General features: G+C 72.8%; 12 protein-coding genes and 1 pseudogene. 9 read left to right on the top strand and 4 right to left on the bottom strand.

The window, feature by feature from the left end; genetic code table 11:
- Position 1: 1 nt before the first annotated feature.
- A complete protein-coding gene (locus FFT10_RS18090; protein WP_137734268.1) occupies positions 2 to 1,126 on the bottom strand; it encodes an alkene reductase in 1,125 nt (374 codons plus the stop codon).
- A gap of 80 nt (positions 1,127 to 1,206) precedes the next feature.
- Between FFT10_RS18090 and FFT10_RS18085 the strand changes: the two genes are divergently transcribed.
- The 5 genes and pseudogenes from FFT10_RS18085 to FFT10_RS28855 form a co-directional block, all read left to right on the top strand.
- Positions 1,207 to 2,424: a CaiB/BaiF CoA transferase family protein gene (locus FFT10_RS18085; protein ID WP_137734267.1), complete on the top strand. Its 1,218-nt coding sequence runs from the start codon at positions 1,207 to 1,209 to the stop codon at positions 2,422 to 2,424.
- On the top strand, positions 2,421 to 3,050 hold the full coding sequence (locus FFT10_RS18080; protein ID WP_137734266.1) for a hypothetical protein: 630 nt from the start codon (positions 2,421 to 2,423) through the stop codon (positions 3,048 to 3,050). Before FFT10_RS18085 ends, FFT10_RS18080 begins: the two co-directional genes overlap by 4 nt.
- A gap of 108 nt (positions 3,051 to 3,158) precedes the next feature.
- Positions 3,159 to 3,680 (top strand): hypothetical protein, encoded by a 522-nt coding sequence (locus FFT10_RS18075; protein WP_228027171.1) that lies wholly within the window; start codon positions 3,159 to 3,161, stop codon positions 3,678 to 3,680.
- A gap of 62 nt (positions 3,681 to 3,742) precedes the next feature.
- Complete coding sequence (locus FFT10_RS28600; RefSeq protein WP_265575350.1) at positions 3,743 to 3,874, top strand: hypothetical protein; 132 nt, start codon at positions 3,743 to 3,745, stop codon at positions 3,872 to 3,874.
- 84 nt (positions 3,875 to 3,958) lie between these two features.
- A pseudogene (locus FFT10_RS28855) lies at positions 3,959 to 4,111 on the top strand (SHOCT domain-containing protein); the annotation flags it as partial.
- A 43-nt stretch (positions 4,112 to 4,154) separates the two neighbouring features.
- On the opposite strand, the gene FFT10_RS18065 reads toward FFT10_RS28855, so the two are convergent.
- Positions 4,155 to 5,459, bottom strand: coding sequence for a PQQ-dependent sugar dehydrogenase (locus FFT10_RS18065; protein ID WP_137734264.1), 1,305 nt, complete (start codon positions 5,457 to 5,459; stop codon positions 4,155 to 4,157).
- A gap of 37 nt (positions 5,460 to 5,496) precedes the next feature.
- Positions 5,497 to 6,282 carry a helix-turn-helix domain-containing protein gene (locus FFT10_RS18060; protein WP_137734263.1) on the bottom strand — a complete coding sequence of 262 codons (786 nt, stop codon included), beginning with the start codon at positions 6,280 to 6,282 and terminating at the stop codon, positions 5,497 to 5,499.
- A 135-nt stretch (positions 6,283 to 6,417) separates the two neighbouring features.
- On the opposite strand from FFT10_RS18060, the gene FFT10_RS18055 reads away from it, so the two are divergent.
- From FFT10_RS18055 to FFT10_RS18040, 4 genes are all read left to right on the top strand, one after another.
- The gene (locus FFT10_RS18055) at positions 6,418 to 6,852 is read left to right on the top strand and encodes a hypothetical protein (protein ID WP_137734262.1); all 435 of its coding nucleotides are present in this window, start codon (positions 6,418 to 6,420) and stop codon (positions 6,850 to 6,852) included.
- The gene (locus tag FFT10_RS18050; protein WP_228027170.1) at positions 6,849 to 7,637 is read left to right on the top strand and encodes a DUF2145 domain-containing protein; all 789 of its coding nucleotides are present in this window, start codon (positions 6,849 to 6,851) and stop codon (positions 7,635 to 7,637) included. The genes FFT10_RS18055 and FFT10_RS18050 overlap by 4 nt, the downstream gene beginning before the upstream one ends.
- 58 nt (positions 7,638 to 7,695) lie before the next feature.
- On the top strand, positions 7,696 to 9,612 hold the full coding sequence (locus FFT10_RS18045; RefSeq protein WP_228027169.1) for an MFS transporter: 1,917 nt from the start codon (positions 7,696 to 7,698) through the stop codon (positions 9,610 to 9,612).
- Positions 9,613 to 9,711: 99 nt separating this feature from the next.
- Positions 9,712 to 10,386, top strand: coding sequence for a CAAX prenyl protease-related protein (locus tag FFT10_RS18040; protein ID WP_137734260.1), 675 nt, complete (start codon positions 9,712 to 9,714; stop codon positions 10,384 to 10,386).
- Between the two features lie 295 nt (positions 10,387 to 10,681).
- Here FFT10_RS18040 and FFT10_RS18035 read toward each other — a convergent pair whose 3' ends face one another.
- Entirely contained in the window at positions 10,682 to 12,400 is a 1,719-nt protein-coding gene (locus FFT10_RS18035) for an SNF2-related protein (protein WP_162520837.1), read from the bottom strand.
- Positions 12,401 to 12,474 lie beyond the last annotated feature (74 nt).

The raw sequence follows: 12,474 nt of genomic DNA, 5'->3' as shown, positions 1-12,474 counted from the left end.
CTCAGGCGGTGGCGGCGGGGTTGGCCATGTTCAGCGTGGGGTAGTCGGTGTAGCCGGCGGCGCCACCGCCATACAGCGTGGCCTGCACCAGCGGCTGCCAGGGCGCATCAGCCCGCAGGCGGGCGCCCAGGTCCGGGTTGCTGATGAAGGGCTTGCCGAAGGCGACCAGATCGGCCGCGCCGCTGGCCACCGCGTCCAGCGCCATGGGACGGCTGTAGCCGTTGTTCACCATCCACGGGCCGTTGTAGAGCGCACGCAGCGCGGCGTAGTCGAAGGGCTTCACGCCCTTGGCGGTGAGGTCGCGCGCGCCGCCGGTCTGGCCTTCGATCACGTGGATGAAGGCCAGGCCCAGCGGAGCCAGCTGCGCCACCACGTGTTCGTACAGCGCCTGGGCGTCGCTGTCCTGGCCGGCGTCGTTGACCGGCGTGATCGGCGACAGCCGGATGCCGGTGCGGCCGCCGCCGATCTCGGCCACGATGGCCTGCATCACTTCGACCATCAGCCGGGCGCGGTTGGCGATGCTGCCGCCGTAGGCATCGGCGCGGTCGTTGATGCTGTCGCGCAGGAACTGCTCCAGCAGGTAGCCGTTGGCGCCGTGCACTTCCACGCCGTCGAAGCCGGCGTCGATGGCGTGGCGGGCGGCCTGGCGGTAGTCGTTGATCAGCGCCGGGATCTCGTCCGTCCGCAGCATGCGCGGCGGCGAGCAGTCGACGAAGCCGTCTTTCGTGAAGGTCTTGCCGGCGGCCGCCCGGTCGGTGGATGACACCGGCGCGGCGCCACCGGGCAGCAGGCTGCTGTGCGAGATGCGGCCCACATGCCACAGCTGCACCACGATCTTGCCGCCCTCGGCATGCACCGCGTCGGTGATGGCGCGCCAGCCGGCCACCTGCTCGGCGCTGTGGATGCCGGGGGTGTCGAGGTAGCCCTGGCCCATGGGGCAGACCTGGGTGGCCTCGGTGATGATCAGGCCGGCGCCGGTGGCCGGGTTGCCGCGCTGGCGGTAGTACTCGCGCATCAACGCATTGGGCAGCTGGCCGGGCGCACGGTTGCGCGTCAGCGGCGCCATCACGATGCGGTTGGCCAGGGCGATGCTGCCGAGTTGGATGGGGTCGAAGAGGGTCGTCATGCCGCGAAGCGTACTTTGTCGCGGCGCGCGCGTCTGTCGCCCGCGCGGAAGCATCCGGGCGGACGCGACAATCCGCGATCATGCCGACGCCGCCACCCCTCTCCCCCCACACCGGCCCGCTGGCCGGGCTGAAGGTGCTGGAACTGGGCCAGCTGATCGCCGGTCCGTTTGCCGGCAAGACCCTGGGCGACTTCGGCGCCGACGTGATCAAGGTCGAGCCGCCCGGCGATGGCGACCCGCTGCGGCTGTGGCGCCTGCTGCACCAGGGCACCAGCGTGTGGTGGCAGGTGCAGAGCCGCAACAAGCGCAGCGTGGTGCTGGACCTGCGCACCGACCAGGGCCGCGCCGACGTGGCCGCGCTGGCCGCCGAGTGCGATGTGCTGATCGAGAACTTCAAGCCCGGCACGCTGGAGAAATGGGGCCTGGGCTACGAGACGCTGGCCGCGGCCAACCCGGGGTTGGTCATGCTGCGCATCAGCGGCTACGGCCAGACCGGCCCCTACCGCGACCTGCCCGGCTTCGCCGTGGTGGCCGAGGCCATGGGCGGCCTGCGCCACCTGATGGGCGAGCCCGGCCGCCCGCCGGTGCGTGCCGGCGTCAGCCTGGGCGACACCCTGGCCGCGCTGCACGGCGTGATCGGCGTGCTGCTGGCGCTGCAGGCGCGGCAGCGCAGCATTAGCCCTGACGCACCGAAGGGCCGCGGCCAGGTGGTGGACGTGGCGCTGTATGAATCGGTCTTCAACTGCATGGAAAGCCTGCTGCCCGAGTACAGCGCCTTCGGCACCGTGCGTCAGCCTGCTGGCAGCGCCCTGCCCGGCATCGCGCCGAGCAACGCCTACCGCTGCGCCGACGGCCAGGTGGTCATCGGCGGCAATGGCGACAGCATCTTCAAGCGGCTGATGGCCGCCATCGGCCGCGACGACCTGGGTGCCGACCCGGGCCTGGCCGACAACGCGATGCGCGCCGCGCGGGTCGATGAACTGGACGCCGCCATCACCGCCTGGACGGTGCAGCGCTCGGTGGCCGACGTGGTGGCGGTGCTGCAGGCCGCCAGCGTGCCGGCCGGGCGCATCTACACCGTGGCCGACATCGCCGGCGATCCGCACTTCCTGGCCCGCGGCATGATCGAAGCGGCCACCACGCCCGATGGCCTGCAACTGGCCGTGCCCGGCATCGTGCCCAAGCTCAGCGCCACGCCCGGAGCCATCCGCAGCCCGGCACCCACGCTGGGCCAGCACACCGACCAGGTGCTGGGCAGCCTGGCCCAGCGCCGCAAGCCTGGCGAGGCACCGGCGTGAGCCTGCGGGACTACCTGGTCGGGCTGCAGGCCAGCTACGACACCGTGGCCCTGCGGGCGCCGGTGGCCACCGCCGGGGCCCAGGCGCGGCTGCGGGCCCAGGCCACGGCGGTGCAGGCGCTGACGCACTGGTGCCTGCAGGGCGCCGTGCCGCGGGTGCGCCAGCGCATGCTGGTGGGCACGCTGCGCGGCGCCACCGGCGCCGAGGCCCAGGCGCTGGCCAGCTGGGCCGATGCCTTCGCGCGGCAGATCGACGGCGGCATGCGGCTGGACGCCATGTCCACCCAGGTGCAGGCCCTGGCCTGGCGGCTGCGGGTCAAGGTCAACGATGCCCGGCCCTGGCGCAACCGCCTGCCCAGCGACCCGTGGGATGCCGGCTGGGCGCTGAGCGCCCCGGCCGCGCTGCGCCAGCTGCAGACGGCATGGATGCCGCGCCGACCCACCCTGGTGCTGGCCGATGCTGCCGACCATGCCGCCCTGCGCCTGGCGCTGACCGCGCTGTGGCAGCGCCACGACCAGTTCCGCCACCCGGTGCGCTGGCTGTGGGTGGGCGCCGGCGCCGACCTGCCGGCGGTGCCGGGGCAGCTGGTGGCGCGGTTCGGGCTGGTGCCGGTGACGCCACCCTGAACAGGCGCGGGGCAGCAAGCACCAGCGGCGACGCTGGCAGGCGGGCAATGCCAGGGCCTGGCAACCGCTGGCTGACAATGGGCGGGCCGATGTCGGCAAGCATGATTCATGGGAGAAGTGATGGTGTTTCGGTCTTGGAATGGCGTGGTCTTGTTGGCAGCAACCCAACTGGTCGGCTGCGCATCGATCGTGAATGGACAGAATCAGAGCGTTTCGGTCGAGAGCCGCACCGACAGCGGGCCGATCAGCGGGGCCAACTGCAAGCTGTCGAACAACAAGGGAACCTGGTTCGTCACCACGCCGGGCTCCACGATGGTCCAGCGCAGCTTCGAGGATCTGTCGGTCCGCTGCGACAAGGACACGCTCGAACCCGGCCTGGTTTCGGTCAAGTCGAGCACCAAGGCCATGGCCTTCGGCAACATCATCTTCGGCGGCATCATTGGCGCCGGGGTGGACATGTCCACCGGGGCCGCGTATGACTACCCCACGCTGATCACCGTGCAGATGGGCAAGAGCACCACGCAGGCTGCACCGCCGCAAGCCGCACCTGCACAGGCCTCCCCTGCCCAGGCCACCCCCACGGCACCGGCGGCTGGCACATCGGCGCCGCCTGCGCCGGCCAAAAACTGATCGACTGATCGCGCGCGTAGCAACCCATTCGGCTGGTCCAGCTTCTTGCCACCTGCCTGATCGTGGCCGTCCTGGGTGGCTGCGCGCACCCGATCAATGTCGAGCCCGACCTGGGCCGGATTCCCGCGACGACCGGCCAGCCCCTGCCCATCAAGGTGGGCTACTGCCCAACGATCTGGTCAATCTGGAAGTGACCACGCCGGGCGGTGGCGGCGACAGCGTGCGCTACAACCCCTACGCGTCGGTGTCGACGGGCGTTCGAGGATGCACTGCGCAAGATGAACCCCGCCTTGCGCGACTGGGCCGCGGGCCTGAGCACGGGCAGCGCCCGGCCGGCCAGCCCCAGCGGCCGTTCAGCCGAGCGCCTGAAGCAGCTGCGTGATCTGCTGGACCGGGGCCTGATCACGCCAGCGGAGTACGACACCAAGCGCCAGGCCGTGCTATCCGATCTGTGGGTCTGCCCAGGCCACGCGGTCAGCCCGCGGCCACCACCCGCCAGACCACATCGCCCACGTCGTCGGCCACCAGCAGACCGCCGCCCGGGGCCAGCACCACGCCCACCGGCCGGCCGTAGGACACCGATTCATCCGGTGCCAGGAAGCCGCCCAGGATGTCGCGTGGCGGGCCCGCCGGCTTGCCATTGGCAAACGGCACGAACACCACCTTGTAGCCGCTGAGCACGCTGCGGTTCCACGAGCCATGCTGGCCGATGGCCATGCCTTCGGGCCAGCCGGGGAAGGTGCCGGCCGGCATCCAGCACAGGCCCAGGCTGGCGGTGTGGCCGCCCAGGGCGTAATCGGGCGTGATGGCGCTGGCCACCAGGGCGGCGTCCTGCGGCACGCGGTCGTCCACGGTGCGGCCCCAGTAGCAGTAGGGCCAACCGTAGAAGCCGCCGTCCTGCACGCTGGTCAGGTAGTCGGGCGGGGTCTCGTCGCCCAGGCCGTCGCGTTCGTTGACCACCGTCCACAGCGCGCCGGTGCTGGGCTCCCAGGCCAGGCCCACCGGGTTGCGCAGGCCACTGGCGAAGGTGCGGCGCTCGCCGGTCGCCAGGTCCAGCTCGTAGACGCAGGCGCGGCCTTGTTCCAGCTCCATGCCCATGTCGCCGATGTTGCTGAGCGAGCCGACACCGGCATACAGCTTGCGGCCATCGGGGCTGGCCAGCAGGCTGCGTGTCCAGTGGCCGTTGGAGCGGAACTTGCACAGCTGGCGCCCGGGCGCGTCGATGCGCGTGTCGCCGTCGGCATACGGAAAGGCCACCACGCCGTTGGTGTTGCCGACGTAGAACTGGCCATCGACCAGCGCCATGCCGAAGGGTTGCTGCAGGCCCTCCAGCAGCACATGGCGCTGCTCGGCCACGCCGTCGGCGTCGGCATCGCGCAGCAGGGTGATGCGGTTGGGGCTGGGGCCCACCGCGGCGGCGCGGCGCATGGTGGCCACCATCGCATGGCCGAACAGCGTCTTCACCGGGCCGGGCTCGAACAGCGCCTCGGCCACCGTCACGTCGCCGTTGGGCAGCACCTGCAGCCAGCGCGGGTGCTTCAGGCCGGTGGCGAAGGCGTTGACGCGCAGGCCCGGCGCGGTGCTGGGCAGCTGGCCCGCGGCCCAGCCCTGCGCGGTGGGCATCTTCAGCGTGGGGATGCTGCCCTGCGGCTTGGCCGCCGGGATGGTGGGCGCCGTGCCCACCGCCTGGGGCGGCACCGGCCCTTGCAGGCGGCGCCACAGGATGGCGGCATCGCCCACCTTGGCAACCAGGGAGGCCAGCAGGCTGTCGTTCGACATGGGATGGAGTCCGTGAGAGGAGAGAAGCGGGGCATTGTCAGCCGCGCTCGCCGGGTGCGCCCGGCGTGGGGCCGGGCAGCCGCGTGTCGGGCTGGCGGCGGAAGTCGCGCAGGCCGGCATACAGCCAGCTGCGCCAGCCGATCAGCAGGGTGAAGGGCCGCTTCTGCTCGGTGGGCAGCCGCTGGTCGGCCAGGTGCTGCTGGGCGAAATCCTGCGCCAGGCGTTGCAGCCGTTCATTGAACACCCGGGCCATCGGCGGGCTGACCTGGCCGTGCACCAGCATCAGCAGTTCGTCCTCGCCGTCGAAGCGGCCCTGGAAGAAGTCATCGACCACGCGCTGGCGGAAGAACTGCATCAGCGGCCCGTCGGGCAGCCAGCGCAGGGTCTTGCCCACCCGCAGCCGGTAGCGGTTGTTGGCGCGCAGCTCGATCACGCCCAGCGCGTCCAGCCGGGTGAGGCCGGCCACGCACTCGGCCTCGGTGAGGCGGTAGGTGGCGACGATCTGCGCCGCCGTCCACTGGCTCAGCACGCACAGCGCCAGCAGCAGCAGGCGCGGATCGGCCACCACCGCGGCCTCCTGCGCGGCGGTCAGCATCGGCCGCTGGGCCTGGGCCTCGGCCACCTGGCGGGCCAGCTCGGCGAAATCGGTCTTCAGCACCCGGCAGATGGCGTCCACCCGGGCCAGCGGCATGTCGCCGCGGGCCAGCATGCGCTTGACGCTGGACTCGGCCAGGCCCAGCTCACGCGCCAGCGCGGCATAGGTGATGCCGGCGCGCTTGAGCTCGGCCTTGAGCACCTGGACCAGGGCGGCGGTGGTGGACATGGTCCGCCATGGTATTGCCAGACGATACCGAACATCCAAACCATCGACACTTCGCATCGACTGGTTGAACTGCTGCCGGGGCCGCGGCAGCATGTCGCCATGTTCAGCCAAGCGCCCGCACACCGGGCAGACACCATGCGCCCCAGCTCCACCCCCCTGCGCCGCGCGCTGTGCGCCGGCCTGGCCAGCGCCCTGCTGCTGGCCGCCCCGCTGTCGGCCCGGGCGGCCGATGCCTCGGCCGCGGCCAGCGCGCTGTCGGCGCTGCCGGTGGCGGTGGTGGTGGCCGCGCCGGTGGCACTGCTGGCCGGCGGCGCCCAGCTCAGCGTGGTGGCGGTGGAAGCCAGCGCCGAGGGCACGGTGTGGGTGATGCAGCGCGGGTCCGACGGCGCCCGCGCCAGCCTGCGCCTGGCCGGCCAGGCGGCCGGCGGCGCCTCGGTGGCGGCCGGCACGGTGGTCACCGTCACCGCGCTGGGCAGCGGCCTGCTGCTGTCGGCCGCCGGCCAGGCACTGGCCTTCGTGCCGAATGCGGTGGGTCTGGCGTTGATGCACAACGAGCGGGTGTCGCAGTGACCCCGTGCTGGCGCGCCCTGGCGCTGGCCGCGGCACTGGCGCTGGCCGGCACCGCCCAGGCCGGCCGGCCCTGCGACGAGACGCCGATGTCGGCCAGCGCGGTGGAACGCGGCCTGGCGCTGGCCGAGCGCACCCAGGCCGCGCTCGAGACCAGCGGTGCCACCGTGGTGCTGCTGGCCCGCGCGGGGCAGGACCTGTCGGCCCACCGGCTGCAGTGGTCGCACCTGGGCCTGGCCTACCGCGACGGCGACGGTCCCGGTGCGCCTTGGCGGGTGCTGCACAAGCTCAACCACTGCGGCACGGCCGAGGCCGCCGTCTACCGCCAGGGCCTGGGCCTGTTCTTCCTGGACAGCCCGTTCCGCTACGAGGCCGCCTTCCTGCCGCTGGCGCCCGCGCTGGCCGCCCAGCTGCGCCCGCTGCTGCAGGACAACACCCGCGGCACCCGGCTGCACGAGGCGCGCTACAACATGCTGGCCTACCCCTGGGCCACCCGCTACCAGCAGAGCAACCAGTGGGCGGTCGAGACGCTGGCGATGGCCGCCGGCGGCGCGGCCGACCGTGCCCAGGCCCAGGCCTGGCTGCGCGCCCAGGGCTACCAGCCCACCGTGCTGCAGCTGGGCCCGCTGACCCGCCTGGGTGCCCGCGCCACCCGCGCCAATGTCGCCTTCGACGACCACCCGAACGACCAGCGGTTTGCCGACCGCATCGCGACCATGACCGTGGACTCCGTCTTCGCCTGGCTGCCGCGCACCGGCCTGGCCGGCGCCGTGGTCACGGTGCGCTGACACACCCCGCACCGCGCCAGCGCACTACATTGCGCCCACCAGCCTTGCCGGAGCGCCCGTGAGCGACGACCACGCCGACCCCCATCCCAACCAGTTCGCCCTGCTGCGCCAGCGCCGCTTCGGCCCGTTCTTCTGGGTGCAGTTCCTGGGCGCGGGCAACGACAACCTGTTCAAGTTCGCCTTCACCGTGCTGGTCACCTACCAGCTGCAGGTGCCCTGGCTGCCCGAGGGCATGGCCGGCCTGGTGATCGGCGCGCTGTTCATCCTGCCGTTCGTGCTGTTCTCGGCCACCAGCGGCCAGCTGGCCGACAAGCTGGAGAAGTCGGGCCTGATGCGCCTGGTCAAGAACCTGGAGATCGCCATCATGGCCGCGGCGGCGCTGGGCTTCCTCACCGCCAACGCGGCGCTGCTGCTGGGCTGCGTGTTCCTGATGGGCCTGCATTCCACGCTGTTCGGACCGGTGAAGTTCGCCTACCTGCCGCAGCACCTGACCGAGCGCGAGCTGACCGGCGGCAACGGCATGGTGGAGATGGGCACCTTCGTGGCCATCCTGCTGGGCAGCCTGGCCGGCGGGGTGCTGATCGCGCTGCCGCAGATCGGCCCCACCGCGGTGGCGGTGGCCTGCTTCGCCGTGGCGCTGGCCGGCCGCTGGGCGGCGCAGGCGGTGCCGCACTCGCCGGCCACCGACCCGCAGCTGAAGATCAACTGGAACCCGTTCACCGAGACCTGGCGCAACCTGGTGCTGGCGCGGCAGGACATCGTGGTCTTCCGCTCGCTGCTGGGCATCAGCTGGATGTGGTTCTTCGGCGCGGTGTTCCTGGCCAATTTCCCGGCCTTCGCCAAGGGCGTGCTGCATGGCGACGAGCATGTGGCCTCGCTGCTGCTGGTGGTGTTCTCGGTGGGCGTGGGCGTGGGCGCGCTGCTGTGCGAGGTGGTCTCGCGCCGGCATGTGGAGATCGGCCTGGTGCCGGCCGGCGCCATCGGCATGAGCGTGTTCGCCATCGACCTGTACTTCGCCGCGCGCGGTCTGCCGGCGGTGCCGGTGCAGGGCCTGGGCGCCTTCCTGGCGCAGCCGGCGCACTGGCGGGTGGTGGCCGATCTGTTCATGCTGGCGTTGAGCGTGGGCGTCTACAGCGTGCCGATGTATGCGCTGATCCAGCTGCGCAGCCAGCCCAGCCACCGGGCGCGCATCATCGCGGCCAACAACATCCTCAACGCGCTGTTCATGATCGTCAGCTCGCTGGGCGCGGGGGCCATGCTGGGCGCGGGCTTCACGGTACCCGAGGTGTTCCTGGCCACCGCGCTGCTGAACGTGCTGGTGGGCGCCTATGTGTTCCTGCTGGTGCCGGAGTACCTGCTGCGCTTCGTCGCCTTCGGGCTGTCACGGCTGATCTACCGCTTCGAGGTGCAGGGCGACCGCCACCTGCCCACCACCGGCGCGGCGGTGGTGGTGTGCAACCACGTCAGCTATGTCGATGCCCTGCTGCTGATGGCCGCCAGCCCGCGGCCGCTGCGCTTCATCATGGACCACCGCATCTTCGCGGTGCCGGTGCTGGGCTGGCTGTTCCGCCTGGCCAAGGCCATCCCGATCGCGCCGGAGCGCGAGAACCCGGCCGCCTACGCCGCCGCCTTCGAGGCCGCCGACCGGGTGCTGGCCGAGGGCGGGCTGCTGTGCATATTCCCGGAAGGCGGCATCACCCGGGATGGGCAGCTGCAACCCTTCCAGGGCGGGGTGCTGAAGATCCTGAAGCGGCGCCCGGTGCCGGTGGTGCCGGTGGCGCTGCACAACCTGTGGGGCTCGTTCTTCTCGCGGGTGGAAGGCGGCACGGCGATGGTGCGGCCACTGCGCCGCGGTCTGTTCAGCCGGGTGGGCCTGGTGGCTGGCCCGGCGCTGGCGCCCGAGGGCCTGTCGCCCGACAGCCTGCGCCAGCAAGTGGGCCTGCTGCTGCAGACGCCGCGCCAGAGCGTGCGATAAGGCACGCCGCACCGGCCTCACCCCCCACCGCAGAGGGGGACGCGGAAACCGGCTTCAAACGTACAGTTTGAAGCAGATTTTGCAGTTTCCTGACCGCCCATGAACCTCTCCCGCGCCGCCTGGCTGCGCCTGCTGCCCTTCGTCGCCTTCATGGCGCTGCTGGCGCTGCGCGGCATGGCGCCCACCGATGGCAGCTGGGGCTTCGACACCCGCTGGCTGTATGCCGCCAACCTGCTGGTGGTGGGCGGCATGCTGGTGGTGTGGTGGCGCGCGTACGGCGAGCTGGCCCGCCAGAACTGGCCCGACCTGGGCGAGCTGCTGCTGTCGGTGGGCGTGGGGCTGGGCGTGTTCGTGCTGTGGATCCACCTGGACGCGCCGTGGATGCAGATCGGCGAGCCCACGGCCGCCTTCGCGCCGGTGGATGCCGCCGGCCAGCTGCTGTGGCCGCTGATCGTGGTGCGCTGGCTGGGCGCGGCGCTGCTGGTGCCGGTGATGGAGGAGCTGTTCTGGCGCTCCTTCCTGATGCGCTGGGTGCAGAGCCCGGTGTTCGAGGGTGTCGACCCGCGGCGGGTCGGCGTCAAGGCGGTGCTGCTATCGACCTTCGTCTTCATGCTGGCCCACCCCCTGTGGCTGGCCGCCATCGTGGCCGGCCTGGCCTATGCGCTGCTGTACCGCGGCACCGGCCGGCTGTGGACGGCGGTGATCGCCCATGCGGTGACCAACGGCGCGCTGGGCATCTGGGTGGTGGCCTCGCGGCAGTGGCAGTTCTGGTGACGCACGCCCAGCTGGCCCGCACCCGGGCCAGCAGCGCGCGCTTCCAGGCGGTCCAGCGGCCGCAGGCCAGGGCGAACCAGGGCGGCTGCATCAGCGCCGGCGGCGTCAGCGCAAACAGCCGCGCCACCACGGCGGTGCCCACCCGCTTGGCGAGCACGATCACCGCCAGCCCGAGCAGCCGCTGGCCCTGGGCGATCCGCCCCAGCGCCGGCTGGCCGCCGCCGAGGCGGCGCAGTCAGCGGCTGATGGCATGCAGCAACGGTCCGGCCATCCGGCGTGGCGGCCGGCCGCAGCGTCAGGCGGACGGCGCCGGCGTGGCGGCCCAGGCGGCCTGCAGCTGCTGCAGCCACTGGGCCAGCGCCTCACCCTGCAGGTAGCCGCGGGCGGCGCCGTCGGCCGGGCTGCGCGGGGCATCGAGCCGGCCGGCCAGGGTGTCGAACAGGCCGCATTCGATGCTGTCCTGCGCCACCAGGTACACCCACTGCTGGCCGGCCGGTGCCTCGCCACGCGGGCCGCCGGCCTGGCGGCGCGGCCGCCAGGGCACGCCCACCTGCAGCACCACGTCGATGCCGGCGGGCAGCAGCGCGCCGGGTGCCAGCAGCTGCACCGGGCTGTCATCGCCCAGCCAGTCGGCCAGGCGCTGGGCCAGCTGGGCCTGGTCGGCGGCGCTGGGGCACAGCACCGCCACCTGCGGCGCACCGGTGCCGGCCGCCTCGGCCAGCTGGGCGGCCAGGGCCTGCACCGTGGCCTCGGCCAGGGCGCTGTGGCCATCGGCCGGATCGGCACGGTGGCAGGCCTGCTGCATCGCGCGCAGGGCCTGGGCCAGGCGCCACTGTTCGCTGTCGCTGCACCAGCCGCTGGCCTGCCAGGCGGCGAGGCCGCGGCGCAGCACGGCGGCCTGCTGGTCATGCGCCTGGCGCTGGCCCGGAGCCAGCGGCAGCAGGCGCTCGCTGTGCACCACCGGCGGCAGCTGGTCGGCCACATCGGCGCGCAGGCGCTGCAGCATGCCGCGCGACAGGGCGTCGGTCAGGCGCTCGATGTCGGCATCGGCCAGGCTGCGGCCGGTCTGGCTGGCGGCATGCAGCTCGCGCAGCGCCGCCAGCGGGCCGAGGCGGGCGGTGTCCAGCCAGGCCATCAGGGTGTCCATCAGGTCCGGCAGGTCGGCCAGCGGCGCGCCGCTGAGCACCAGGGCATGCGGCGCGGCCTGCAGCGTGGCCCAGTCGGGCGCCTGCAGGGCCAGCTGTTGCGGCTCGTCGACGATGACCAGGTCGGGCGCCCAGTGGGCGAGATGGGCGGCGTCGGTCTGCAGTGCCTCGGGCGCCAGGATGCGCACGCCGGCAGCTGCTGCCCACTGCGCCGGACGCTGGTGGTGACCACCGTCGACCACCTGCACCTCGGCGGCGGCGAGGCCGGCAAAGCGCTGCCAGGCACGCTGCCAGGCACTGCGCTGGGCCGGCGCGCACAGCACCAGCACCCGCTGCACACCGAAGTGCCGGCGCCACAGCTGGGCGGCGGCGATGGCCTGCACGCCCTTGCCCAGGCCGCGCTCGTCGGCCAGCAGGGCGCGGCCGGCGACCACGGCGAACAGCGCGCCCTCGGCCTGGAACAGCGGCAGCGGCGCACGCAGCAGCTGCTGCAGCGCCGGGCTGGCCGGGCCGTCCGGGTAGGCGGCTTCCAGCGCCGACAGGCGGTGGCGGGCATCGCGGTGCGCGGCCAGCAGGGACCAGACCGCATCGTCGATGCGCAAGTCATGCCCGCCTTCCTGGGCCAGGCGCAGCAGTTGCGGCAGCGCAGCGTCGTCCTCCGGCGGCAGGTGGCCGCCGGCATCCAGCCGGCGCTGCGCGGCCTGGCGCAACGGCGCTGGGCAGGCATGGCCGGGCTGCCAGACGATGCGGGCCAGATCGCCCGGGGTGACATTGAGCTGGCTGTGGGCCGGACCGGTGGGCGGCGGCGCGGGGGCAGGCTCCGGTGCAGGCGCAGGCCGCCGCGGGGGGGCCGGCGGCGCGGCGGCCACGGGCGGGGAGATCGGAAGACACACGTCTGAACTCCAGTCACAGTCAACAATCTCGTATGCCGTCTTCTGCTTGT

This window comes from Pseudaquabacterium pictum (genome assembly GCF_005403045.1).
In the GTDB taxonomy this organism is placed as follows: domain Bacteria; phylum Pseudomonadota; class Gammaproteobacteria; order Burkholderiales; family Burkholderiaceae_C; genus Pseudaquabacterium; species Pseudaquabacterium pictum.
Note: the sequence above shows the minus strand (reverse complement) of the source record. Positions and strands in the feature narration are given on the sequence as shown.

Bases quoted from the DNA above. Each gene is read 5' to 3' on its own strand.
- FFT10_RS18040 (WP_137734260.1), top strand. From the start codon at position 9,712: ATGAACCTCTCCCGCGCCGCCTGGCTGCGCCTGCTGCCCTTCGTCGCC.
- FFT10_RS18090 (WP_137734268.1), bottom strand. From the start codon at position 1,126: ATGACGACCCTCTTCGACCCCATCCAACTCGGCAGCATCGCCCTGGCC.
- FFT10_RS18065 (WP_137734264.1), bottom strand. From the start codon at position 5,459: ATGTCGAACGACAGCCTGCTGGCCTCCCTGGTTGCCAAGGTGGGCGAT.
- FFT10_RS18075 (WP_228027171.1), top strand. From the start codon at position 3,159: ATGGGAGAAGTGATGGTGTTTCGGTCTTGGAATGGCGTGGTCTTGTTG.
- FFT10_RS18085 (WP_137734267.1), top strand. From the start codon at position 1,207: ATGCCGACGCCGCCACCCCTCTCCCCCCACACCGGCCCGCTGGCCGGG.
- FFT10_RS18060 (WP_137734263.1), bottom strand. From the start codon at position 6,282: ATGTCCACCACCGCCGCCCTGGTCCAGGTGCTCAAGGCCGAGCTCAAG.
- FFT10_RS18055 (WP_137734262.1), top strand. From the start codon at position 6,418: ATGCGCCCCAGCTCCACCCCCCTGCGCCGCGCGCTGTGCGCCGGCCTG.